The 25593-nt window shown below is 42.9% G+C and carries 20 protein-coding genes and 1 pseudogene; 5 read left to right on the top strand and 16 right to left on the bottom strand.

Annotation, left to right across the window (positions count from 1 at the left end; all coding sequences use genetic code 11):
- Window positions 1-41: 41 nt before the first annotated feature.
- The 4 genes and pseudogenes from D8847_RS02645 to D8847_RS10875 all read left to right on the top strand — a co-directional run bounded on the left by D8847_RS02645 (window position 42) and on the right by D8847_RS10875 (window position 2390).
- Window positions 42-647, top strand: a complete 606-nt coding sequence (locus D8847_RS02645) for a DUF998 domain-containing protein (protein WP_125840509.1) — start codon at window positions 42-44, stop codon at window positions 645-647.
- Window positions 648-1079: 432 nt separating this feature from the next.
- Complete coding sequence (locus D8847_RS10885; protein ID WP_007520737.1) at window positions 1080-1577, top strand: ISL3 family transposase; 498 nt, start codon at window positions 1080-1082, stop codon at window positions 1575-1577.
- Window positions 1538-2116 (top strand): annotated as a pseudogene (locus D8847_RS10880) (transposase). Before D8847_RS10885 ends, D8847_RS10880 begins: the two are co-directional and overlap by 40 nt.
- Window positions 2085-2390, top strand: coding sequence for an ISL3 family transposase (locus D8847_RS10875; RefSeq protein WP_007520741.1), 306 nt, complete (start codon window positions 2085-2087; stop codon window positions 2388-2390). Before D8847_RS10880 ends, D8847_RS10875 begins: the two are co-directional and overlap by 32 nt.
- 63 nt (window positions 2391-2453) lie before the next feature.
- Here D8847_RS10875 and recA read toward each other — a convergent pair whose 3' ends face one another.
- From recA to rpoB, 9 genes are all read right to left on the bottom strand, one after another.
- A complete protein-coding gene (gene recA / locus D8847_RS02635; RefSeq protein ID WP_001085447.1) occupies window positions 2454-3602 on the bottom strand; it encodes a recombinase RecA in 1149 nt (382 codons plus the stop codon).
- 54 nt (window positions 3603-3656) lie between these two features.
- The gene (locus D8847_RS02630) at window positions 3657-4913 is read right to left on the bottom strand and encodes a competence/damage-inducible protein A (RefSeq protein WP_125840508.1); all 1257 of its coding nucleotides are present in this window, start codon (window positions 4911-4913) and stop codon (window positions 3657-3659) included.
- A 73-nt stretch (window positions 4914-4986) separates the two neighbouring features.
- Window positions 4987-6027 (bottom strand): biofilm formation/cell division transcriptional regulator BrpA, encoded by a 1041-nt coding sequence (brpA, locus tag D8847_RS02625; RefSeq protein ID WP_000592176.1) that lies wholly within the window; start codon window positions 6025-6027, stop codon window positions 4987-4989.
- 4 nt (window positions 6028-6031) lie between these two features.
- Window positions 6032-6553 (bottom strand): GNAT family N-acetyltransferase, encoded by a 522-nt coding sequence (locus tag D8847_RS02620; RefSeq protein WP_125840507.1) that lies wholly within the window; start codon window positions 6551-6553, stop codon window positions 6032-6034.
- A complete protein-coding gene (gene tsaE / locus D8847_RS02615) occupies window positions 6543-6986 on the bottom strand; it encodes a tRNA (adenosine(37)-N6)-threonylcarbamoyltransferase complex ATPase subunit type 1 TsaE (RefSeq protein WP_125840506.1) in 444 nt (147 codons plus the stop codon). The genes D8847_RS02620 and tsaE overlap by 11 nt, the downstream gene beginning before the upstream one ends.
- An 85-nt stretch (window positions 6987-7071) precedes the next feature.
- Window positions 7072-7695 carry a hypothetical protein gene (locus D8847_RS02610; protein ID WP_007520749.1) on the bottom strand — a complete coding sequence of 208 codons (624 nt, stop codon included), beginning with the start codon at window positions 7693-7695 and terminating at the stop codon, window positions 7072-7074.
- A 136-nt stretch (window positions 7696-7831) separates the two neighbouring features.
- On the bottom strand, window positions 7832-8251 hold the full coding sequence (gene ndk / locus D8847_RS02605; protein WP_084868950.1) for a nucleoside-diphosphate kinase: 420 nt from the start codon (window positions 8249-8251) through the stop codon (window positions 7832-7834).
- A gap of 111 nt (window positions 8252-8362) precedes the next feature.
- Window positions 8363-12028 carry a DNA-directed RNA polymerase subunit beta' gene (rpoC, locus tag D8847_RS02600; protein ID WP_185757905.1) on the bottom strand — a complete coding sequence of 1222 codons (3666 nt, stop codon included), beginning with the start codon at window positions 12026-12028 and terminating at the stop codon, window positions 8363-8365.
- 32 nt (window positions 12029-12060) lie between these two features.
- Window positions 12061-15672: a DNA-directed RNA polymerase subunit beta gene (gene rpoB / locus D8847_RS02595; protein ID WP_125840505.1), complete on the bottom strand. Its 3612-nt coding sequence runs from the start codon at window positions 15670-15672 to the stop codon at window positions 12061-12063.
- 442 nt (window positions 15673-16114) lie between these two features.
- Between rpoB and D8847_RS02590 the strand changes: the two genes are divergently transcribed.
- Complete coding sequence (locus tag D8847_RS02590) at window positions 16115-19831, top strand: pullulanase (protein ID WP_125840504.1); 3717 nt, start codon at window positions 16115-16117, stop codon at window positions 19829-19831.
- Window positions 19832-20018: 187 nt separating this feature from the next.
- On the opposite strand, the gene D8847_RS02585 is transcribed toward D8847_RS02590, so the two are convergent.
- The 7 genes from D8847_RS02585 to D8847_RS02555 are packed head-to-tail and all read right to left on the bottom strand — an operon-like array spanning window position 20019 to window position 25355.
- Complete coding sequence (locus tag D8847_RS02585; RefSeq protein WP_125840503.1) at window positions 20019-20783, bottom strand: amino acid ABC transporter ATP-binding protein; 765 nt, start codon at window positions 20781-20783, stop codon at window positions 20019-20021.
- Between the two features lie 9 nt (window positions 20784-20792).
- Window positions 20793-21515, bottom strand: a complete 723-nt coding sequence (locus D8847_RS02580; RefSeq protein WP_000350565.1) for an amino acid ABC transporter permease — start codon at window positions 21513-21515, stop codon at window positions 20793-20795.
- A 3-nt stretch (window positions 21516-21518) separates the two neighbouring features.
- Window positions 21519-22211 (bottom strand): amino acid ABC transporter permease, encoded by a 693-nt coding sequence (locus D8847_RS02575; protein ID WP_125840502.1) that lies wholly within the window; start codon window positions 22209-22211, stop codon window positions 21519-21521.
- Between the two features lie 32 nt (window positions 22212-22243).
- Window positions 22244-23122 carry a transporter substrate-binding domain-containing protein gene (locus D8847_RS02570; RefSeq protein WP_125840501.1) on the bottom strand — a complete coding sequence of 293 codons (879 nt, stop codon included), beginning with the start codon at window positions 23120-23122 and terminating at the stop codon, window positions 22244-22246.
- A gap of 11 nt (window positions 23123-23133) precedes the next feature.
- On the bottom strand, window positions 23134-24132 hold the full coding sequence (locus tag D8847_RS02565) for a uroporphyrinogen decarboxylase family protein (RefSeq protein ID WP_125840500.1): 999 nt from the start codon (window positions 24130-24132) through the stop codon (window positions 23134-23136).
- 2 nt (window positions 24133-24134) lie between these two features.
- Window positions 24135-24338, bottom strand: coding sequence for a hypothetical protein (locus D8847_RS02560; RefSeq protein ID WP_033585784.1), 204 nt, complete (start codon window positions 24336-24338; stop codon window positions 24135-24137).
- A 12-nt stretch (window positions 24339-24350) separates the two neighbouring features.
- A complete protein-coding gene (locus D8847_RS02555; RefSeq protein ID WP_125840499.1) occupies window positions 24351-25355 on the bottom strand; it encodes a uroporphyrinogen decarboxylase family protein in 1005 nt (334 codons plus the stop codon).
- Window positions 25356-25593: the final 238 nt, after the last annotated feature.

Genomic DNA, 25593 nt, shown 5'->3' with positions numbered 1-25593 from the left:
GCTTTGAATTCTATATTTATTAAGGAAGAAGGTTCTTTCATATGTTAACCAGATGTTTTAGTTTTTTAGTCATCCTTTGTATTTTAGCCTATTTCTATTTAATGTTAGACTTGCATTTAAAAAATAAAGGCATCTACAGTCCTATCAGACATGCTGTCAGTGACTACGGTGTAGGGAAGTATAAATATCTTTTTAACTGGGCAGGAATTGTCAGTACATTCCGTAATATTTTCTTGATAGGTGCTCTTATCTGTTGGAACTATGAGACTGCCTTTAAAGAAAAAGCTATTTGGTTATTGGTACTGGCCTTGGTGGGCTATTTCGGAGTTATGGTTTTTCCAACAGATATTGAAGGAAGCCGCAAAACAATCAGCGGTCGCCTGCACTTGCTGTTTGCTATTTTACAGTTTACTGTTTTGGCCATTTTTCTTTTTCAATTGACCGATGTAATGAGTGCATTAGTACCTTCGTTAGCTGTTTTCTTCTTGGCAATAGAATGGCTGATAAAGATTGGTTTATATGGATTGGTCGCCGCACTTATTTTACCTTTTTTAAAACCCTACTTTGGATTGTTAGAACGCATTTTTCTGTACGCAAGCAATATTTATATCCTGATTTTTTGTATAATACTATTTCAACAAAAATAGATTATGGGTTTCGTTATAGCCGTTTAGTGTATCTTTTATTATATATGGGATTCTTAATAAAGAATTGCTTGACTTGTACGACAAGATAATAAAGCGAAAAGGGGATTTAAATAGGTTGCTTACTACAATTTGAGATACTTTTACAACTAACTATAAGTGTGCTTGCTAATTGAGATACAAATCATTTATTAGAAAGAGAAAACTATGCTGAATGAACAAGATACTTATGTTCCGACGGGTATTTCTCCAAAAGAGACAGGCTTTGGTTATACTATGTCAGTAATTGGCAGGAAATATAAACGGCAATTCTACATATTTTACTAGAAAATCTTATGAGTTTTTATTGTGCACTTATATTGTATATTCAAGGTAGAAAAAAGTTCCATATGACCTATAATGAAAAGCGACCAAACCATCATTAGAAAGAATCATATGGAACCATTACATTTTATCTCAAAACTACTCGATATCAAAGACCCTAATATCCAAATTATGGATGTTGTTAATAGAGATGCCCACAAGAAAATCATCGCTGAACTGGACTACGACTCCCCATCTTGTCCTGATTGCGGAAGCCAATTGAAGAAATATGACTTTCAAAAACCGTCTAAGATTCCTTACCTCGAAACGACTGGTATGCCTACTAGAATTCTCCTTAAAAAGCGTCGTTTCAAGTGCTATCATTGCTCGAAAATGATAGTCTCTGAGACTTCCCTCGTCAAGAAAGATCATCAAATCCCTCGTATGATCAATCAAAAGATTGCTCAAAAGTTGATTGAAAAGACTTCTATGACCGATATTGCTCATCAGCTGTCTATTCAACTTCAACTGTTATTCACAAGCTTAATGACTTCCGTTTTAATCATGATTTTTCTTGTCTGCCAGAGATTATGTCTTGGGACGAGTATGCATTCACTAAGGGAAAGATGAGCTTTATTGCTCAGGATTTTAAAAAGCTCAATATCATCACTGTCCTTGAAGGCAGGACACAAACTATCATCCGAAATTACTTTCTGCGCTACGAGCGAGCTGTTCGTTGTCAGGTGAAAATCATTACGATGAATATGTTTAGTCCCTACTATGGACTTGGCTAAACAGCTTCGCTTTCGAATTTCTAGTCTTAGGCTGAAACAGTCTCCCAGACTGTTTCACTCCCAAACGCTAAAATCGTTCTAGATCGTTTTCACATTGTCCAACACTTAAGCCGTGCTATGAGTCGTTTGCGTGTTCAAATCATGAACCAATTTGATAGAACATCCCATGAATACAAGGCCATTAAACGTTACTGGGAACTCATTCAACAAGATAGTCGTAAACTCAGCGATAAGCGATTTTATCGCCCTACTTTTCGTATGCACTTGACGAATAAAGAAATTCTAGACAAGCTTTTGAACTATTCAGAAGACTTGAAACACCACTATAAAGCTCTATCAGCTCTTGCTTTTTCACTTTCAGAACAAGGACCCTGAGAAATTTTTCGGACTCATTGAGGACAATCTAAAGAAGATTCATCCTCTTTTTCAGACTGTCTTTAAAACCTTCCTCAAGGATAAAGAAAAGATTGTCAACGCTCTTCAGTTACCCTATTCTAATGTAGAATTAGAAGCAACTAATAATCTCATTAAACTTATCAAGCGAAATGCCTTTAGATTTTGGAACTTTGAAAACTTCAAAAAACGGATTTTCATCGCTCTCAACATCAAAAAGAAAGGACGAAATTCGTCCTTTTTCGATCTTAGCTGACTTCAACCCACTACAGTTGACAAAGAGCCTTTATAATTTTGAAAGCTTTCCCTAGTTTTATCTTTAATCTTCAATTTCGATTTCAAGTCCATCGCCTAGGTCAAGCGTCACTTCTTGGTTAGGTGCCAAATCTTCAGCGACAGAAGTAGAAGTGGTTCCTTCTTCATCTTCAATCAAACCGTATTGAACACGAACCTGATGGTCGATCTCATCAAAAATCTCTGGGTGATCCGCCAAGTATTTCTTAGCATTTTCAGATCCTTGTCCGATTTTTTCACCCTTGTAAGAGTACCATGCTCCTGCTTTTTGGATGATATCGAGATCACTTGCAATCTTCAAGAGCTCACCAGTCTTAGAAATCCCTTCTCCGTACATGATTTCAACGAAGGCTTCCTTAAACGGTGGAGCTACCTTATTTTTCACGACCTTGATCTTGGTTTCCTTACCGACATTGGTATCTTTTTGGTCACCAGTTCCTTTGATTTGTGTGCTTCCACGAACATCCAAACGGACTGAAGCGTAGAATTTCAGAGCACGTCCACCAGGTGTTGTTTCTGGATTTCCAAACATAACCCCAACTTTTTCACGCAACTGGTTGATAAAGATGGCAATTGTTTTGGTTTTATTGATAGAAGCACCAAGTTTACGCATGGCCTGGCTCATCATACGAGCTTGCAAACCAACGTGGCTGTCTCCAATATCTCCATCAATTTCTGCACGAGGTACAAGGGCCGCAACTGAGTCGATAACGACAAGGTCAACTGCACCTGAGTCAATCAATTTTCCAGCAATTTCAAGACCTTGCTCTCCTGAGTCTGGTTGTGACAAGAGCAATTCGTCAATGTTCACACCAAGGGCTGCAGCATAGGCTGGGTCAAGCGCATGTTCCGCATCGATAAAGGCTGCAATACCACCTTCTTTCTGTGCTTGCGCAACAGCGTGAAGGGCAACCGTTGTCTTACCAGAAGACTCTGGTCCATAGATTTCGATGATACGTCCTTTAGGATAACCACCTGAACCAAGGGCAATGTCAAGAGCCAATGAGCCTGAACTCATCACTTGCACTTTTTGTTCTGCGCGTTCACCTAAACGCATGATTGAGCCTTTACCGAAGTCTTTTTCAATCAGTTTAAGAGCATCGTTCAAGGCTTTTTCACGATCCGCTCCAAACTTTTTTGAAATCTCATCTAATTTTTTGGGTTTTTTCGCCATTCTGTTCTCCTATATTCTACTGGTCCTTAGACCTATCTACTATTATATCAAAATTCAGTCACTTAATAAAGCCTTGCGAACTAGGTTAAAGGCATGCATAACCGCGATGTGACGTACATCTGCTCGACTCCGTCCTGCGATATTAGCCTTGATCACCTCTGTCCCTTTTGCATGTGCCAGTCCAATAAAAACTGTGCCGGCTGGATGCCCCTCTAGGCTATCTGGCCCAGCCACACCTGTCAGACTGACTCCATAATCAGACTGAGTCTTGAGCCGTGCCTGCTCTGCCATTTTTCGAGCCGTAAACTCAGAAACGACCCCGTGTTCTTTTAGCTCTTGCTCGGAAATATCCAACATCTTAGACTTTTCTTCTAGGCTGTAAGTGACAAAACCGCCATTAAAGATTGCTGAAACACCTGAAAAGTCTGCTAAAGTAGCTTGAAAGAGACCTGCCGTCAAGCTTTCTGCCGCAGTAATGCTTTTCTGTCTCTTCTTTAGCTCTTCTACAACGACACTCGCGAGGCTGGTTTCTTCCCCATATCCATAACAGATGTCTCGTAGAGAAATTCCCTCAAAAGTCTGGCGACTCAAGATTTGATTTTCTAGGATGTCCAGTGCTTGATCAGCCTTTTCTTGACTGACTGCTTTTGTAGACAAGCGCAAGGTCACTTCTCCCGTTTTGGCATACGGTGCCAAAGTCGGATCGGTTTGATGGTCAATCAAATCCGCCAAAATGGTCACCAACTGACTCTCCCCAATTCCAAAGAAACGGAGCACTCGTGAGTATAACTTGGTCCCAGTCATTAACTTGGGTAAGAGTTGATTTAAGACCATAGGTTTCAATTCACTAGGTGGTCCCGGAAGGACCACGTAGGTTACGCCATCCACTTCCGACACCCCTCCTACTGCTAAACCTGTCTCATTTGGCAGCGGAGTTGCCCCTTCTACAATTTGGGCTTGGCGCTCATTATTCGGCGTCCGAGCATAGTCAGGTCTATGAGCAAAGAAAATATCCAGTTTCTCTTGCGCTTGAGGGTCAAACACTAGATCTTTTCCTAAAAATTTTGCCAGGGTTTGTTTGGTCAAATCATCCTCAGTTGGTCCCAAGCCCCCTGTCAAAATCACAAGATTACTACGTTGACTCGCAATCTCAAGCAAGGACAAAAGACGAGCTTCATTGTCTCCGACAGCTGTTTGGAAGTAGACGTCTACCCCGATTTCGGCTAGTTTCTCTGATAAAAACTGAGCATTGGTATTGACAATCTGCCCTGTTAAAATTTCTGTTCCGACAGCAATAATTTCTGCTTTCATGTTTCCTCCTACTTATCTATTCGAATTTTTTTGAAAAAATCGCAGGAAATTTCCCACGATTTGATTCTTTGTTTTATTCTACCTCTTCGTTTGAAATACTAGTACTGGTTGAAGGCGCTGTCCGGCCAAAGGCTGTTTCGTACAGTACCGCATTGGTTTCCAATTCTGTCACCGGCTCTTTACCTAGTGAACTACGCAAGAGATTTTGCATTTCGAGCATATGTTCTGAAGTGACAATCTGATAAGAAATTCCCTGTAGCTCAGCATCTTCCCCACGCAATTGATGCGTTTCGATATTCTTGAAAGAATCTTGATAGCCGAGCAATTGTGGAATGCTCTTAGCTGATAAGTCCACATTGGTCTGCATGTTATCACTCAAAGCTTTGAGAATACCTTGATAATGGCTCACACTATTTAGACTCAAAACCTTCTCTACGATTTTTTGAATGACTTCACGTTGACGTTTTTGACGTCCATAGTCTCCTTCAGGATCTTGGTAACGCATCCGTGAATACACCAAGGCTTCTTCACCATTCAAGTTTTGTTCCCCAACACCAATGGAAATCTTATTAAACTCTTCTTGGTCAGTGATGGAAATTGGAAAACCAAGTGTATTGTTGACGGTGATTCCACCAACTGCATCCACCAATTGTTGAAGACCCTGCATGTTAACCATCACATAGCGGTCAATGTGGATATTCATCATCTTTTGAATAGTAGAAATTGCAAGTTCCGCACCACCATTGGCATAGGCCGCATTGAGTTTGGCTTCCTGAACTTGGCCATTTCCACTCTCAATCTTGGTCAGAATATCCCGTTCCAAACTCATCATAGTGGTTTTCTTTGTTTTTGGATTAACCGTCAAGAGAATCATAGAATCACTATTTCCCGCCCACGGGTCTGTACGTTCCGAATTTCCCGTATCTACCCCCATCAAGAGGATGGTCAGAGGCTCAGTCGCTTCGATAACGTTGGTTTCTTCCCCGATTTTTTTGTAAGTTTTTTGACTCAGGGTTGCAGTCCCCTGCTGATAGATTGTGTAGGCATAAATTCCTACACCTACAACTGTTACTGCCAGGAAACCTAGCACCATTCCAATTAATTTTTTGATCATCTCGTTATTCATCTATCAATTTGCCCATCAGACAAACATCTAAAAATATCCCTTCTGCTAAATAGGCTCCTCTTTCTTGCAAGCCTTCTGTGATAAATCCCATTTTTGAATAGAGGTGTATAGCAGCCTCATTTCGTTTTTGTACACTGAGTTGCAAGCGGTGCAAGACGCCACTAGCTTTAGCCCACTCGATGCCTTCTTCTAGAAGTATAGTCGCCAAGCCTTGGTTCCAGAATTTCTTTCGAACCGCTAAAAAGACATCTCCAATATGCCGAACCCTTAAATGTTGATCCGCTGTGATATTTAAGACACCCGCAATCTCATCATTCAGTAAGGCGAGGAGAGTAATTTGATTCTCCGATACAGCTTGCTTTTCGATAAAAAGAGCCATTTCAGATGCTGTCATCATGATACCATTTTCATCTAAGCTAGTGAAGTCTGTCTCTTGACCGACACAATCTAAAAATGCAATCAAAGCTATAGCATCTGACGTCTCTGCCTCACGAATACACAACTCATACTCCATCCTGAAGCTCCTTGATGAGTTGTTCAGCCCGAGGGCCATGAGCTGTAAAATGAAGGCAACGACCCTCAGCTTCTTTCAAAATTTCCAACTCCAAGTAAGCATCTGGTAAATCCTCACCCAAAAGATGCCCCCACTCAATAACAGTCACACTGCCACCAAAGAGAAACTCATCCAAGTCAATAGAATCAGCATCTCCTTCGATACGGTAGACATCCAAGTGGTAAAGCGGCAGACGCCCTTCATACTCTCTCACAATAGTATAAGTTGGACTTTTAATCATCTGACGGATATCCAAACCCTTGGCAAGGCCTTTTGTAAAGGTTGTTTTACCCGCACCCAACTCTCCAGTCAAGATCAGAACATCGTCTTTTTGAAGCAAATGACCTAATCTTTCTCCGAGAGCTAGAAGCTCTTCTTCATTTTTTGTGTACATGTTACTATTATACCAAAAAGTTTCCTTTTGTGTGAATTTTCTTTATAGACTTACTATGCTAAATTTACAGTTCTCCTTGCCTTTCTTAGAAAAAGGTAAAAATACAAATAACAAATAAAACATCGCGAATTACATGTCCGTAAAATGAAATTTCCCTTTGCACGGATTTTGGAAAGAGGAAACGCGCACATAAAAAACCGAGACCGATATAGAGGAGAATGGAAGAGATCGTTACGGGATTTCTCAAGAAAATAATCGTGCCTAAAACGGAAATCACAACCGTTCTCTTCTTATTGAGATGGTTGTCCATATCCCGAATATATTTATCAAAAGGTAAGAAAATCCATAGATCTACTCCCAGCAAGAAAAAGAATGAAGGCAAAAAAAGGTCAACCAGATCCTGCTGCAATTTGCTAGTAGTTTGGATGCTTTCTGTGAGAACCAGACAGGTTGCCAGAAGATTGACTACTAAAAGAAGGCTATAAACAAGACTTACTTTCTTTTGAACACGCAAAATACTATGACTTTTCTGACCCAAGGTATGGAAGTAATTAATCCCAGCACAAAAGCCTGAAACTCCCACTATGAGAATTAAAAAATAGACATTTCCTTCTCTTAAGGATAAAAATGATTCTTTCCACAATAAACAACTTCCAAATAAAATTTGAGCGACAGCTAATAATAATAAAACACGAATTGATTTCATCATTTCCTTTTCTTCCTCCGTATAAGAAATTATACTCTGACAGGATTAGAAAATGATAAATGACTTCCAAAATGTCACATTAGGACGCTGAACGGTACAAAAAACAGTCCCGTCATTCACAGAACTGTTCTCTTCTAATCTAATCCCTAAACCAGAGAGCGATTTCTCGTTTAGCTGACTCTTCTGAATCTGATCCGTGTACCACGTTTTGAATGGCTTGATTTTCTCCTGCCGCCTTAGCAAAATCTCCCCGGATGGTTCCTGGTAGTGCCTCTTCTGGACGAGTGGCACCCATCATGTCACGCCAGCTTTCAATTACCTTGGGACCTGAAATGATTCCAACAATTATTGGGCCTGAGGTCATAAATTGACGGATAGGAGGATAAAAACTTTTTTCAACTAAGTCGCGATAGTGTTGGTCAATCAAAGCTTCTGAAACTGCTGAACGTAACTCTAATTTTTCGAGTTTGAAACCACGTCGCTCAATTCTTTTCAAAACCTCGCCAACTAGACCTCTCTTCACACCATCTGGCTTAATGATAAAGAATGTTTGTTCCATATAAATCCCCTTGTCATTTTAGTTCTTCTATTCTACCACACTTTATGGAAAAGTGGGAAAATTTTCTGAAACAAAGCAAATAAGAGAACCCGAAGGTTCTCTTATTTGCTTTTATTCTACAGTTTCTTCAGATTGGATTTCCACAGTTTCATCTACTGGAGCAAGTTCTGTATCTTCTTGTTCAGGAGCCAGATATTCTGCGTCATTGATTGCCTGTGGTTCAAGGTTACGGTAGCGAGCCATACCAGTACCTGCTGGGATGATCTTACCGATGATAACATTTTCCTTGAGTCCAAGGAGATGGTCTTTCTTACCGCGGATGGCTGCATCTGTAAGGACACGAGTTGTTTCCTGGAAGGAAGCCGCTGACAAGAAACTATTTGTTTCAAGTGAGGCTTTGGTGATTCCCATAAGAACTGGGCGACCAGTCGCTGGAACTCCACCTGCGATAAGGACTTCTTTATTAGCATCTGTAAAATCGTTAATGTCTAAAAGAGTACCCATGAGAAGATCTGTATCACCTGGATCCATGACACGGACTTTACGGATCATTTGACGAACCATAACCTCGATGTGTTTGTCACCGATTTCTACCCCTTGGCTACGGTAAACTTTTTGGACTTCACCGAGAAGGTAAGTTTCAACTGACAAGACATCACGAACAGCAAGGAGATGTTTTGGTTGGATAGAACCCTCTGTCAATGCTGCACCACGAGAAACTTGGTCTCCAACTTCAACACGCATACGTGCTGTAAATGGAACGACGTATTCTCCTTCGCCAGTTTCACCCTTAACAAAGACTTTCTTTGTACGAGTTGAAGCATCTTCTTCGATAGCTGTAACTTGTCCTTTGACCTCTGTAATAACCGCTTCCCCTTTTGGATTGCGGGCTTCAAAGATTTCTTGGACACGAGGAAGACCTTGAGTGATATCGGTATTTGAGGCAACCCCACCCGTGTGGAAGGTACGCATTGTAAGCTGTGTACCAGGTTCCCCGATAGATTGGGCAGCGATTGTACCAACTGCTTCACCAACTTCAACCGCATCACCAGTCGCCAAGTTGATACCGTAACAGTGACGGCAAACACCATGACGAGTGTTACATGTAAATACGGAACGGATAGTCACTTCTTCCACACCAGCATTGACAATCTCGCGCGCCTTGTCTTCTGTGATTAATTCATTTGGACCAATGATAACTTCGCCAGTTTCTGGGTGTTTAACAGTTTTCTTAGTGTAACGACCATTGAGACGTTCTTCGAGAGACTCGATCATCTCTTTTCCTTCTGCGATAGAGCGGATCAAGAGACCACGGTCTGTTCCACAGTCGTCCTCACGGATGATAACGTCTTGGGCAACGTCAACCAAACGACGAGTCAAGTAACCTGAGTCGGCTGTCTTAAGGGCCGTATCGGTCATACCTTTACGGGCACCGTGAGTTGAGAAGAACATTTCAAGTACTGACAAACCTTCGCGGAAGTTTGAAAGGATTGGCAATTCCATGATACGTCCGTTCGGGGCGGCCATCAGACCACGCATACCGGCAAGTTGTGAGAAGTTCGAGATGTTACCACGAGCTCCTGAGTCCATCATCATAACGATTGGGTTCTTCGGATCTTGATTATCGACCAAGCGTTTTTCCAATTTCTCACGAGCTGCACGCCATTCAGCTGTAACGGCATTGTAACGTTCATCATCAGTGATCAAACCACGACGGAACTGTTTTGTGATTTGTTCTACACGCTTATGAGATTCTTCGATGATTTCAGCCTTGTCTTCAACCACTGGGATATCAGCAATCCCCACTGTCAATCCAGCAAGTGTTGAATGATGGTAACCTAAGTCTTTCAATCGGTCCAAGAATGCAGAGGTTTCTGTTGTACGGAAACGTTTGAAAATCTCAGCGATGATATTTCCAAGGTTTTTCTTCTTGAATGGAGGATTGAGTTCAAGGTTGCGAATGGCTTCCTTGATATCGCCACCTAGTGGTAAGAAGTATTTAGCTGGAAGCCCTTCTGTCAAGTTCGCATTATTTGGTTCTTGTAAGTAAGGTAGACCCTCTGGCATGATGTCGTTGAAGAGGATTTTACCAACTGTTGTAAGCAAGACCTTGTGTTTTTGCTCTTCTGTCCATGGTTTGTTGAGGCTGTCTGTCGCGATACCAACACGTGAGTGGAGGTGAACATAGCCATTGCGGTAAGCCATGACAGCTTCGTCACGGTCTTTGAAGACCATTCCTTCACCTTCACGACCAGCTTCTTCCATAGTCAAGTAGTAGTTACCCAAAACCATGTCCTGAGATGGGGTAACAACTGGTTTACCATCTTTCGGATTCAAGATGTGCTCAGCAGCAAGCATGAGGATACGAGCTTCTGCTTGAGCCTCTTCTGAAAGCGGTACGTGGATGGCCATTTGGTCTCCGTCAAAGTCGGCATTGTAGGCTTCACAGACAAGCGGGTGCAAACGAAGGGCCTTACCATCGATCAAGACTGGCTCGAAGGCTTGGATACCCAAACGGTGAAGGGTCGGTGCGCGGTTCAAAAGGACTGGGTGTTCTTTGATTACTTCTTCGAGGATATCCCAGATACGTTCATCTCCACGTTCTACCAAGCGTTTAGCCGCTTTAACATTTTGCACGATGTCACGGGCAACGATTTCACGCATCACAAATGGTTTAAAGAGCTCGATCGCCATTTCGCGTGGCACACCACATTGGTACATCTTAAGAGTTGGACCAACAGCGATAACGGAACGTCCTGAGAAGTCAACACGTTTACCGAGCAAGTTTTGACGGAAGCGTCCTTGTTTCCCTTTGAGCATGTGGCTCAATGATTTAAGTGGACGGCTACCTGGTCCTGTGATTGGACGACCACGACGGCCATTATCAATCAAAGCATCAACCGCTTCTTGAAGCATACGCTTCTCATTTTGAACGATGATACCAGGTGCATTCAACTCAAGCAAACGAGCCAAACGGTTGTTACGGTTGATAACACGACGGTAAAGGTCGTTCAAGTCAGACGAGGCAAAACGACCACCATCCAACTGCAACATTGGACGGAGATCTGGTGGAATAACTGGAAGGATGTTAAGAACCATCCATTCAGGTTTGTTCCCAGACTTGTAAAAGGCATCCAAAACATCCAAACGACGGATAGCTTTGACACGTTTTTGTCCAGTAGCTGTTTTCAACTCTTCTTTGAGTTCAGCAATTTCTTTTTCAAGATCTACTTGTTTCAAAAGGTCTTGGATGGCTTCGGCACCCATCTTGGCAACGAATGATCCATAGCCATACTCACGCAAGCGCTCACGGTATTCGCGCTCTGTCATGATAGACTTGTGCTCAAGTGGTGTATCCTTAGGATCAATGACCACATAAGCCGCAAAGTAGATAACTTCCTCAAGGGCACGAGGGCTCATATCAAGGGTCAAGCCCATACGGCTTGGAATCCCCTTGAAATACCAGATGTGAGATACAGGAGCTTTCAACTCGATGTGCCCCATACGCTCACGACGAACTTTTGTACGCGTTACTTCAACCCCACAACGGTCACAAACAATCCCTCTGTAACGAATGCGTTTGTACTTACCACAAGCACATTCCCAATCTTTTGTAGGACCAAAGATGACTTCGTCAAAGAGTCCTTCACGTTCTGGTTTCAACGTACGGTAATTGATTGTTTCAGGTTTTTTGACTTCTCCATAAGACCATGAACGGACTTTGCTTGGAGAAGCTAGGGTGATTTGCATACTTTTAAAACGATTTACATCAACCACTATTTCTTCCCTTTCTATTCTAAGTGAACTGCTTATTCTTGTTCAGCAGTTTCTTCTGTTGCTTCCGCTTTTGTTGCTTTCTCAGCCTCTTCAGCTTCAAAGGCTGCTTTAGCCTCTTGGGCTGCTTTTTCGCGGGCTTTTTCAAGGTCATCTACGTGGATGACATCTTCGTCCATTCCTTCATCCAAGTCGCGAAGTTCCACTTCTTGATCATCTTCGTCAAGGACACGCATGTCAAGACCAAGAGATTGCAATTCTTTCACAAGAACTCGGAAGGATTCTGGAACACCTGGTTTTGGAATTGGTTTTCCTTTTGTAATAGCTTCATAGGCTCTCAAACGTCCGTTGATATCGTCAGACTTGTAAGTCAAGATTTCTTGAAGGACATTTGACGCACCGTAGGCTTCAAGAGCCCAAACCTCCATCTCACCGAAACGTTGTCCACCAAACTGAGCTTTACCTCCAAGTGGCTGTTGAGTAACGGTTGAGTAAGGTCCGACTGAACGCGCGTGCAATTTATCATCAACCATGTGGTGGAGTTTGATCATGTACATGACACCAACTGATACACGGTTATCAAATGGCTCACCTGTACGTCCGTCGTAAAGGATTGTTTTGGCATCGCTGTCCATACCTGCTTCTTTAACAGTGTCCCAAAGGTCTTCAGAACTTGCTCCATCAAAGACTGGTGTTGCGATGTGGATACCAAGAGTACGGGCTGCCATACCAAGGTGGAGCTCCATAACCTGACCGATATTCATACGTGATGGCACCCCAAGTGGGTTCAACATGATGTCGACTGGAGTTCCGTCTGGAAGGTAAGGCATGTCTTCTACAGGAACGATACGAGAGACAACCCCTTTGTTTCCGTGACGTCCGGCCATCTTATCTCCGACCTTGATCTTACGTTTTTGAGCGATGTAGACGCGAACCAGCATGTTAACACCTGATTGCAACTCATCTCCATTTGCACGTGTAAAGATCTTAACATCACGAACGACACCATCGGCACCGTGTGGTACACGAAGAGAAGTATCACGCACTTCACGAGACTTATCTCCAAAGATAGCGTGCAAGAGACGTTCTTCAGCTGAGAGGTCTTTTTCACCCTTAGGTGTGACTTTCCCTACAAGGATATCCCCTTCTTTAACTTCGGCACCAATACGGATAATTCCCATTTCGTCAAGGTTTTTAAGGGCATCTTCCCCAACGTTTGGAATTTCACGAGTAATTTCTTCAGGCCCAAGCTTTGTATCACGTGTTTCTGATTCGTATTCTTCGAGGTGGACAGATGTGTAGACATCGTCTTTCACCAAGCGTTCGCTCATGATAACGGCATCCTCGAAGTTGTAACCTTCCCAAGTCATGTAGGCAACGATTGGGTTTTGTCCAAGCGCCATTTCTCCATTTTCCATAGAAGGTCCGTCAGCGATAAAGTCGCCTTTTTCAACGACATCCCCAACTTTAACGAGGGTACGTTGGTTGTAGGCAGTACCTGAATTTGAACGACGGAATTTTTGAACGTGGTAGACATCTAGGGAACCATCTTCACGGCGAACTTCTACCTTGTCCGCATCTGCGTAGGTAACTTTACCATCATGCTGAGCAATAACCGCAGCTCCAGAGTCGTGAGCTGCTTGGTATTCCATACCAGTACCAACGTAAGGCGCTTTTGGATCAATCAATGGCACAGCCTGACGTTGCATGTTGGCACCCATGAGGGCACGGTTGGAGTCATCGTTTTCCAAGAAAGGAATACATGCAGTCGCAACGGCAACTACCTGTTTTGGTGAAACGTCCATGTAGTCAACCACTTCTGCTGGATACTCTTGGTTGACCCCTTGGTGACGTCCCATGACAACTTTCTCAGCAAAAGTACCATCTTCGTTCAATTTTGAATTAGCCTGTGCTACAGTAAATTCATCTTCTTCATCGGCTGTCAACCAAACGATTTCGTTTGTGACTACACCAGTTTCACGGTCAACCTTACGATATGGTGTTTGAACAAATCCATACTTGTTCAAGTGACCGTATGATGACAAGTTATTGATCAAACCGATGTTAGGTCCTTCAGGTGTCTCGATTGGACACATACGACCATAGTGAGTGTAGTGCACGTCACGTACTTCATATCCAGCACGGTCACGAGTCAAACCACCAGGCCCTAAGGCTGACAAACGGCGTTTGTGAGACAACTCAGAAAGTGGGTTGTGTTGGTCCATGAACTGGGACAATTGTGAAGAACCAAAGAATTCTTTGATCGCAGCTGTCACAGGGCGGATGTTGATAATTTGTTGTGGTGTTAAAACTTCATTGTCCTGAACAGACATACGTTCACGGACATTACGTTCCATACGAGAAAGTCCAAGACGTACTTGGTTTGCAAGCAATTCACCAACTGCACGGATACGACGGTTTCCAAGGTGGTCGATATCATCCACACGTCCGATACCTTCCGCCAAGTTGAGGAAGTAGCTCATCTCTGCAAGGATATCCGCAGGAGTTACAACATGAACCTTGTCATCAGGATTGGCATTTCCGATGATAGTTACAACACGGTCTGGGTCCGTTGGGGCAACAACCTTGAATTTTTGAAGGACAACTGGTTCTGTCAAAACAGCTGCATCATTTGGAATGTAAACAATCTTGTTCAAGTCGCCATCCAAGTGGTTCTCGATGCTTTCAATCACGCTACGAGTCATAACGGTACCAGCTTCTACCAAGATTTCACCCGTTTCAGGATCTACCAATGGCTCTGCAATGGTTTGGTTGAGCAAGCGTGTTTTAACGTTGAGTTTTTTATTGATCTTGTAACGACCAACTGCTGCCAAATCGTAGCGGCGTGGATCGAAGAAACGTGCCACAAGCAAGCTACGTGAGCTTTCAGCAGTCTTAGGCTCACCTGGACGAAGGCGTTCGTAGATTTCCTTCAAGGCTTCGTCTGTACGAGAGTCCATTGGATTCTTGTGGATATCTTTTTCAACAGTATTGCGAACCAATTCGCTATCACCAAAGATATCAAAGATTTCATCATCACCTGAGAAACCAAGTGCACGAACCAAGGTTGTAAATGGAATCTTACGAGTACGGTCGATACGAGTATAAGCGATGTCTTTTGAGTCGCTTTCAAGTTCCAACCAAGCTCCACGGTTAGGGATAACAGTAGAACCGTAACCCACTTTACCGTTCTTGTCTACTTTGTCATTAAAGTAAACCCCTGGTGAGCGGACCAACTGAGAAACGATAATACGTTCACCACCATTGATGATGAAAGTACCCATTTCGGTCATGATTGGGAAATCACCAAAGAAGACTTCTTGAGTCTTGATTTCGCCTGTTTCTTTATTAATCAAGCGGAAGGTTACGAAAATTGGTGCTGAGTAGCTAGCATCGTGGATACGAGCTTCTTCGAGCGTGTATTTTGGTTCCTTGATTTCATAGCCAACAAATTCCAACTCCATTGTGTCTGTGAAGTTTGAAATTGGCAATACATCTTCAAATACTTCCTTAAGACCGTGATCTAGGAAATCTTTGAATGAATCCGTTTGAATTTCAATCAAATTTGGTAAGTCAAGAACTTCTTTGATTCTTGAAAAACTACGACGGGTACGATGTTTCCCGTATTGAACGTCATGTCCTGCCAAGATGATTCTCCTTTGTAAATAAGTTCCAAGCCTTGTCAATCAGGCTTTTCTAATCGTCATATGGTTTTAGAAACCCCTATCACCGTGTCCCTTTGATAAATTTTCAGAATCTTTAAATCTTTGTTACAAGCACTCAAAAACCTGAAAAAAAGCACAAAAAGAGCAGCTAAATCTGACTTTTTCAGAAGATTTAACTGCTGTGAGCCTTGTCTGGACAATATTTCAGACAAAACCTACGACAAATGATTACTCATATTATACCTTATTTAGCTAGATTTTTCAAGGTTTTTTTACTATTTTTTAAACAATCTTTTCCTATATATTATTTTAAAATTTCAAGAGAATGAAGCATTATATTGTCTCTCAAAAATTAGGGAAACGCTTGCACTAATGTTTACCTCGTGCTATACTGATAGGGAACAACTACACAAGGAGAATTGTGATGAAAAAGATCCCATCTCAAACTGAGAAAAAAATGATTTATGGTATCCGTTCCTTGAAGAACGGAACTGGTTCTGTCCTTATTGGTGCTAGCATTGTCTTGCTTTCTGCTACAATGCCAACTATTTCGGCCAACGAAAACCTGCCTCAAACTCAGGAAAATACCAGCGCTGTGACCAAGGCCCCTACTGAGACTGAAACGAGTCAAACTCAAAAGGAAACGCCTATTTCTGAACAAAAGAATGCAAACGCTTCCCTTGACACTAAAAAGGAAGCCCTAGCAACTGACACTGCTCTAGCAGCTGAAACACCTAAAAAAGAAGACGCTACTACAAGCCAGCCCAACAGCAAAGAAGAGAAAGTAGATACTAGCACTTCGACGCCAAGTTCTGATCAAAAACCACAAGCTGACACATCTTCTGAAGAACCAATCGAAGACAACTACTTCCGCATTCATGTGAAAAGACTTCCTGAGGAAAACAAGGATTCCCAAGGTCTTTGGACTTGGGACGATGTTGAAAAACCTTCTGAAAACTGGCCCAATGGAGCCAAGTCCTTCAAGGATGCCAAGCAAGATGACTACGGCTATTATCTAGATGTCAAACTCAAAAATGAGCAAGCCAAGAAAGTCAGCTTCCTTATCAACAATACCAAGGGGGATAACCTGACAGGGGACCGTTCTGTAGAGCGCCTCTCTCCAAAAATGAACGAGGCCTGGCTAGATGAAAACTACAAGGTATACAACTACCGTCCTCAACCAGCAGGAACTGTCCGTGTCAACTACTATCGCACCGATGGCAACTATGACAAAAAATCTCTCTGGTATTGGGGCGATGTCAAGAATCCAAGCAGTGGAGAATGGCCTGACGGAACAGACTTCACTGCAACTGGAAAACATGGCCGTTACATTGACATTCCACTCAATGAAGCTGCAAGAGAATTTGGATTTTTATTACTAGACGAAAGCAAGAAAGGCGATGATGTGAAAATCAGAAAAGAGGATTATAAATTCACTGATCTAAAAAATCACAGCCAGATTTTTCTCAAGGATGATGACGAAACCATCTACACCAACCCTTACTATGTACACGACATCCGCATGACTGGTGCCCAACACGTGGCTAAGTCACGTATCGAAAGCAGCTTTTCTACCCTAGTTGGAGCTAAGAAAGACGATATCCTCAAACACTCCGGCATCACTGATTACCAAGGGAATAAAGTAGCTATCACAGACGTGGAAGTGGATGAAGCTGGTAAGAAAGTGACCTATATCGGCGACTTCTCTGACACTCAACACCCGTACACTGTCAGCTACAATTCAGACCGCTTTACCACACGTTCAAGCTGGCGCCTCAAGGATGAGTCCTACAGTTACGATGGTCCACTCGGCGCAACTCTAAAAGAAGATGGCAAGCGTGTTGACCTCACCCTCTGGTCTCCAAGTGCTGATAAGGTTTCCGTTGTTGTCTATGACAAGAAAGACCCTGAAAAGGTAGTCGGAACTGTCGCCCTTGAAAAAGGAGAAAAAGGAACCTGGAAACAAACTCTGGATGCAAACTCTGGTCTCGGCATCAGCAACTACACTGGCTACTACTACCACTACCAAATCGAGCGCCAAGGTAAAACTATCCTCGTTCTTGACCCTTATGCCAAATCATTAGCGGCTTGGAACAGTGACCTAGCAAAAACAGATGCCGCTCATAAGGTCGCTAAAGCTGCCTTCGTCGATCCAGCGAAGTTAGGTCCGCAAGACTTGACCTATGGGAAGATTCGCAACTTCAAATCGCGTGAAGATGCCGTTATCTATGAAGCTCATGTGCGTGACTTCACTTCGGATCCTGCCATCGCAAAAGACTTGACCAAGCCATTTGGTACCTTTGAAGCCTTTATCGAAAAATTAGACTATCTCAAAGACTTGGGTGTAACCCACATCCAGCTCCTTCCAGTCTTGTCCTACTACTTTGTCAATGAATTGAAAAACCATGAACGTTTGTCTGCCTATGCTTCAAGCAACAGCAATTACAACTGGGGATATGACCCTCAAAACTACTTCTCCTTGACTGGTATGTACTCAAGCGATCCTAAGGATCCAGAAAAACGAATTGCCGAATTCAAAAACCTCATCAACGAAATCCACAAACGTGGCATGGGGGCTATCTTGGATGTGGTCTACAACCATACTGCCAACGTTGATATTTTTGAGGATATTGAGCCAAACTACTATCACTTTATGGATGCTGATGGAACTCCACGGACTAGCTTTGGTGGTGGACGTTTGGGAACTACCCACTACATGTCTAAACGTGTCTTGGTAGACTCTATCAAGTATCTGGTTGAAACCTACAAAGTGGATGGTTTCCGCTTCGATATGATGGGTGACCACGATGCGGCTTCAATCGAAGAAGCTTACAAGGCTGCACGAGCCCTTAATCCAAATCTCATCATGCTTGGTGAAGGCTGGAGAACCTATACTGGCGATGAAAATACGCCTGTACAACCTGCTGACCAAGATTGGATGAAGAAAACAGATACTGTCGCTGTCTTTTCAGACGACATCCGTAACAACCTCAAGTCTGGCTATCCAAACGAAGGGCAGCCTGCCTTTATCACAGGTGGCAAACGAGATATCAATACCATCTTTAAAAATATCATTGCCCAACCAACTAACTTTGAAGCAGACAGTCCTGGAGATGTGATCCAGTATATTGCAGCCCATGATAACTTGACCCTCTTTGATATCATTGCCCAGTCTATCAAAAAAGACCCAAGCAAGGCTGAGAACTACGCTGAAATCCATCGCCGTTTGCGACTTGGAAACCTCATGGTCTTGACTGCTCAAGGAACTCCCTTTATCCACTCTGGTCAGGAATACGGACGTACCAAACAATTCCTTGATCCAGCCTATAAGACTCCTGTTCCTGAAGATAAGGTTCCAAACAAGTCTCACTTGTTACGTAACAAAGACGGCAAACCATTTGTCTATCCTTACTTTATCCATGACTCTTACGACTCTAGTGATGCTGTCAACAAGTTTGATTGGACCAAAGCTACAGATAGCAAAGCATATCCTGAAAATGTCAAGAGCCGTGACTACATGAAAGGATTGATCGCTCTTCGTCAATCTACGGACGCCTTCCGACTCAAGAGTCTACAAGATATCAAAGAACGCGTCCAACTCATTACTGTCCCAGGACAAAATGGTGTTGAAAAAGAAGACGTGGTCATCGGCTACCAAATCACAGCTCCAAACGGCGATGTCTACGCAGTCTTTGTCAATGCGGATGATAAGGCTCGCGAATTCAACTTGGGAACTGCCTTTGCTCACTTGAGAAAGGCCGAAGTCTTGGCTGATGAAAACCAAGCCGGACCAGTAGGAATCGCTAAACCTCAAGGTCTCGAATGGACTGAAAAAGGCTTGAAATTGAACGCTCTCACTGCCGTTGTTCTCCGATTGTCTCAAGGTGGTGCCATTGTCGCTCCAGCTGTGGAAGAAAAACCAGAATTTGATCTTTCTAGCCTGGACGTTGAACCAGAACAAGGTCAAGCTCAAAACCTAGCAGCCAATCCTGACTCTCAAGAAACTGCTACAGAGACTCTTTCTCAGAAATTCCTTCCAAACACAGGTACTGAGAACAAATCCCTTCTTGCCCTTGCTGGATTCAGCATCCTTGCCCTTCTCGGACTTGGATGGCTGATAAAAAACAAGAAAAAGAACTAACACTCAATGAAAATCAAAGAGTAAACTAGGTAGCTAGCCGCAGGCTTTACTCAAGTACGGCAAGGCGAAGCTGACCTGGTTTAAAGAGATTTTCAAAGAATATAACCTAGCCCTCCTATAGAAAAACACCCCATGATTAGAAGACTCTTCTAGCCATGGGGTGTTGTTTTTATGATACACTTATCTATCAAATCATATATTCTACACTATAGGTGGCATCTGATAAGATACGAGCCAGAAACTGCTTGGTTCGTTCTTCTTGTGGACGACTAAAGAAATCGTGGGGATTGTTCTCCTCTACGATACGGCCTCCATCCATAAAAATAACGTGGTTAGCGACATCTCTAGCAAATCCCATTTCATGCGTGACGACCACCATGGTCACACCTTCTCCCGCCAACTGTTTCAGAACATCCAAAACATCTCCAACCAACTCAGGGTCTAGTGCCGATGTTGGTTCATCTAGCAAAATGACCTCGGGCTTGACGGCAATGGCACGCGCAATTCCTATTCGTTGTTGTTGCCCTCCAGATAGCTGAGAAGGGTAGTAGTCCTTATAGGCCAGTAAACCAACTTTTTCTAAGGCAGATTCTGCACGTTTGAGCGCTTCTTCCTTGGGAACTTTACGAGCTATAATGAGGCCTTCTAGAATATTTTCCAGAGCAGTTTTATTTGCAAAGAGATTGTAGTGTTGGAAAACAAAGGCTGTTTTTTGGCGAATTTCTAGAATGTCTTTCTTGCTCAATTTGGATAAGTCATAGGTCTTTCCTGCCAATGTCAAACAGCCACTATCAGCTTTTTCTAAGTGGTTGAGACAACGGAGAAAGGTCGTTTTCCCCGAACCTGATGGTCCTAAGATAACGACGACATCCCCTTGGTTGACCTGGAGATTGACATCCTCCAGCACCTGCCTCTCACCAAATGTTTTTGCGATATGTTCTACTTGTAACATCCTGTCCTCCTATACAAAACGCGCGCTAGATGCTTTTGCTCTCTTTTCTTTTTTCACATAGCCTTTTTCTAATACAGAAAAGCCCCACTGAATCAAACCACAGATCAAAATATACTGCAAAAAGATTACAAAATAAGACTCAAAATACTGGTAACCGTAGGACGCTTCCACACGGGCAATAGCAGTGATATCCTTGATGGTCATAACAAAGACCAGGGAGGTCCCTTTGACGATATTGATCACCAGATTGGCCAAGTTAGGCAAGGCTGAGCGCAAGGCTTGAGGAAAAACAATCCTTAGATAGGCCTGGGTCGTAGTCAGCCCAATCGCATGCGCCGCCTCTAGTTGTCCCTTGTCCACCGTCAAGATCGCTGAACGCAAAATCTCCGATAAACTCCCGACTGTCATCAAACTATAAATGATAAAGGCATAATAGAGAGGATCAAGCTTGAAAATATCAAAGTCACTTCCTATGCTTTTAAGAAATTGATTCAGCAGGCTTGGAAACAAACTATAAAAGAAGAGAATCAATAAAATCGGAGGAGTCGCTCGGATAAAGGCCAGATAGACCAGAGAAAAACTCCTCACCCCTCGAACCTTGTAGATCTGCCCCAAGGCTAAAAATAGAGCCGGTAAAAAGCTTAAGACCATAGCCACAATCATGATAATCAAGGTGATTGGCACACCTTTCAAGGTCTCCAGAAAGGTCTTTACAATATAGTCTATATCCATTTCTTACCTCCCTTTTGTTTCCAAAGACTTCTCAAGCAAACGACTCAAGCTAGAAATAACCAAGGCAATCCCCCAGTAAAGAAGTGCAACTGCCGTATAGGTTTCCAGCGAGTAGTTCCCTAAATTGCGACTAATCAAGAGATTGCCTGCCCCCATGACATCAACAAAACCAATCGTATAAGCCAAGGCAGCATCCCGCATAAGATTGAGAATAGCGGTTGTTATGTTGGGAAGAGCAACTTGAAAAGCTTGAGGAAAAATGATTCTCCAAAAAGTCTGACTTGGAGTCAAACCAATACTAAGCCCGGCCTCTGTCTGCCCCTTTGGAATAGCTTGATAGGCCGCCTTGAAAACCTCGGCAACAATAGCCGCAAACAAGAGAATCATCGTCAGGAGAACAAAAATAGTTTTAGACCAGTTGTTGATATCCAAACCAAGCCACCATTTCAGAAATTCTGGCAAGCCATAAAAAACTAGAAAAAGCAAGACAATTGGCGGTGTACAACGAAGGGTAAAGATACAGCCTTTGGAAATCGCTGCAAAACTCTTGTCTTCTCCTACTTGCGCCCAGGCCAAGAGACCTCCAAAAAGGGAACCAAGAAGAGTGGTAAAAAAGAGAATGGTCAAGGTCATAGGAAGCGCCTGCCATAAGGTCGGCAAAAACTGAAAGACCTTGGAAAAATCATAAGAAACCATGCAAAACCCTTTCTAGTCTTGGAATTTCTGGTCTAGTCTTTGTCTACGTAACTAAAGACATCTTCTTTAAAGTATTGCTGAGATAGCTTAGCAAGCGTGCCATCTTCTTTCAACTCTTTAATTGCTTTTTCGTATTCTTTAGCAAATTTCTCACCCTTTTCATCACGGTGAATCAAGGGATAAGTTGGAATGCCTTTATATGGGAACCAGCTGAGTTTGTCCGCATATTGGTGGTAAGGGCCATCTTCTGCTGTAACTGCTTTTTCAAAGGACAGTTTGATATCAAAGAAGGCGTCATAACGTCCTTCTAAGACCCAGGCATAGGCATCTGCCACTTGAAAGGATTCAGCTGCTGTTAGCTCAATCGGTGCGTCCTGATGTTTTTCATTGTAGCTGGTGATGACATTCCATTGGGCATTCTGTGGAGAGATGGGAACCAATTTCCCTTTATTCTTAGCAAAGTCATCAATAGTTTTGTATTTCTGTTCACCTTCTTTTCTGACAGTAAATCCGATGATGCTCGCTCCGACTGGTTCAGATGGAATGACAAACTTTTTAGCTCGTTCTTCTGTGTACCAAGCTCCCTTGGTTCCGATGTCATACTTGCCTGATTCCAGACCAATCAAGAGGTCGTCATCACTGGTACCCGTATATTCAAATTGATAGTTTGCCAACTTCTCATCAACAGCCTTCAAAACAGCTACTTCATAACCATCTGATTCCCCTTTTTCATTGATAAAGTCATAAGGTACATAGTTTTGTGTATGGGCAACCTTCAAGGTTATGACTTCAGCAGACGAAGCCGTTTCTCCCTCCTTGGCTGGAGCGCCAGCTAAACTTCTCCCGATAATCGTTGCCCCAATTACTGCAACAACTGCTACACCACCGATAATCCATGCTTTTTTACTCATTTTTTTCTCCTTTAGTTTTCAAGCGCTTCTCTCACCCACTGGATACGTTCAACTGCGATATCACTTGGAATGGTACAATCTGCCCCAAGTACCAAGCCCTGTTCCCCAGCTTCTGCAACTAGTTTCTTTGCCTCAGCCTGAATGGCGTCCTTGCTACCAGTATACAGTAAGCCTGTCTTACCATTTTCGAATCCTCCAAGAACCGTACGTCCCTTGAAAATCTCACGACCTTCCTTGAGAGTGATTCCCTCTGGTCCTACAGCCCAGTTAATGACTTGGGCTGGATAGTCTGCAAAAAGGTGAATATCATTTCGCGCTCCCTCGTAGCCACAGATATGAAGAACAGTAACACCATCAACAGCACTAGCTGCTTCCAGAACAGTTATCTCGCTAGGTGCAATGACGGCTTGATAATCTGCTGCCGACACTCGTTGATCTTGGATACTTTGCACGCTGAGGTAGATTCCATCAGCACCAGCCTCTTCGATGACAGCTTGGCTGAGACTAGCAATATCCTCTGCAATCACATCCAACACCTTTTTAAGGGCTTTAGGATCTTCCACCAGAAAGTCTGCAATAAGGTCATCTCCGCCAGACACTTCCCCAAGTAGCCACTTAAGATAGGTCACAGGAGCAAAAATATTGTAAATCGCAACGATATCTTCTGTAAACTCTTGCTTGATTTTCTGAACCAAGTCCACCTGCTCTTTTATCCAAGCGTGATCTGGTCCGAGTGGTTGAATGCTCGCCAATTCTTGAAGAGATTTTCCTTTGGCAATCGCTGGATTTGGATAAGCAAAGTAACCATCACTCATGAGTTTGATAAAGTCTGGCTGAACTTCTCGAATAAAGCGCTTATGGCCTTGAATATTCTTTTCGATAATGGCTGGATTTGAGAAACCTTGTAGCCATTCGTCTTCGGATGTGAAATGATGCCAAAAGCCAACTGGCACACGATCAACCTTTTCACCTCTAAATGCTTTTAAAACCCATTCTTTTTTTTCTGACATTCTTATTCTCCATTTCTTACTTTTTCAACTAATAAACTGCTTGCAATATCATTTGAGCGTAGAAAGGGGAGACTGGACTTGGAAAAATCCTGAACTCCACGACATCTCTCTCCATTTTTGCAATGCTCATTTTTTACGACACTTATGGCGACCAAGGCCAGCAAGCCGACAACTGCAATGAAGATTCCCCATCTTTTACTTTTCATAGCTCCTCCTTTTTAGAGAACCGCTGCCTGTCGAATCCAGTCCAACCTCTCTAAGTCAAAGTCATCTGGAACAGTACAGTCAGCTCCCAGAAGAACGCCTTTACTACCAGCTTCAGCCAGCAACCGCCTTGTTTCATCTTGCAATTCCGCCTTGGAACCTTGATAAAGCAGGCTTTCCTTGCCATTTTCAAATCCACCTAAAACGGCCTTTCCTTGAAATAACTCCTGACCCTGTGTCAAACTAACTTCCTCATGGTGGGTCGCCCAGTTGACCACTTGAGCTGGATAATCCTTAAATAGCGTCACATCATTACTCGCACCTTCAAAACCACAGATATGGAGGATATTGGTCCCACCAACCTGATTGGCAGCCTCCAAAATCGCTATATTGCTCGGTTCGATATAGGTTTGGTAGAGTGCTGGTGTGATGCGCTCATCTTGAATTTCCTGGGTGCTGAGATAAATCCCATCAACTCCACCTTGCTGGATGATTTTCTGGGTTAGGATAGCAATATCTCCTGCAATCACATCTAGAATCGCTCTGAATTGCTCAGGATTTTCAAGCAATAGATCAGCCACTTCCCTATCACCTCGAGAAGTTTCTGTACGGAACCAGCGCTTGAGGTAGGAGATCGGTGAAAAGATATTGTAGAAAGAAGCAATCTCTTCGGTAAAGGTCTCTCGAATCGCTTGTACCACTTCCACCTGTTGCTGAATCCATGGGTGTTCCTCACCAATCGACTCAATAGAAGTCAGTTCCTGAATGCTTGCAACCTTAGAACTATAGACATTACTTGGATAAAGGAAAAAACCGTCGCTCATGATTTTGACAAAATCAGGGTGAATCCTTTCCACATAATTACGATGCCCATCAACACTTTTTTGAAAGATACGTGGATTATTTAATCCCTGTCCCTTTTCTTCGAGTGTTACAAAATGAAACCAAAATCCCACAGGAACTCTTTCCACTTCGTCGCCTCGAATCGCTCTAAAAACTAGATCTCTTTTACTTGCCATACCTTTCTCCTTCCATTTGGATTGAAACCATCTTACCACTCCTTTTCCCCTTTTCCCAATATATATTGACTATCAACTCGATTGAAAATTTTTATATCTATAAAGAAAAAAATCCCTGAAAAGCTTGATGTTACTAGCCTTTCAAAGATTCACTTTATTTTCATCTATTTTTCAAAAAGGAGTTGATATAGATTTTCTATCAAGCCGATTGAATTTTTTATATCCATCTTCATTCCAA

Source organism: Streptococcus mitis (assembly GCF_003942795.1).
Taxonomy (GTDB): domain Bacteria; phylum Bacillota; class Bacilli; order Lactobacillales; family Streptococcaceae; genus Streptococcus; species Streptococcus mitis_BJ.
This window is presented reverse-complemented; position numbering and strand designations above follow the sequence as displayed.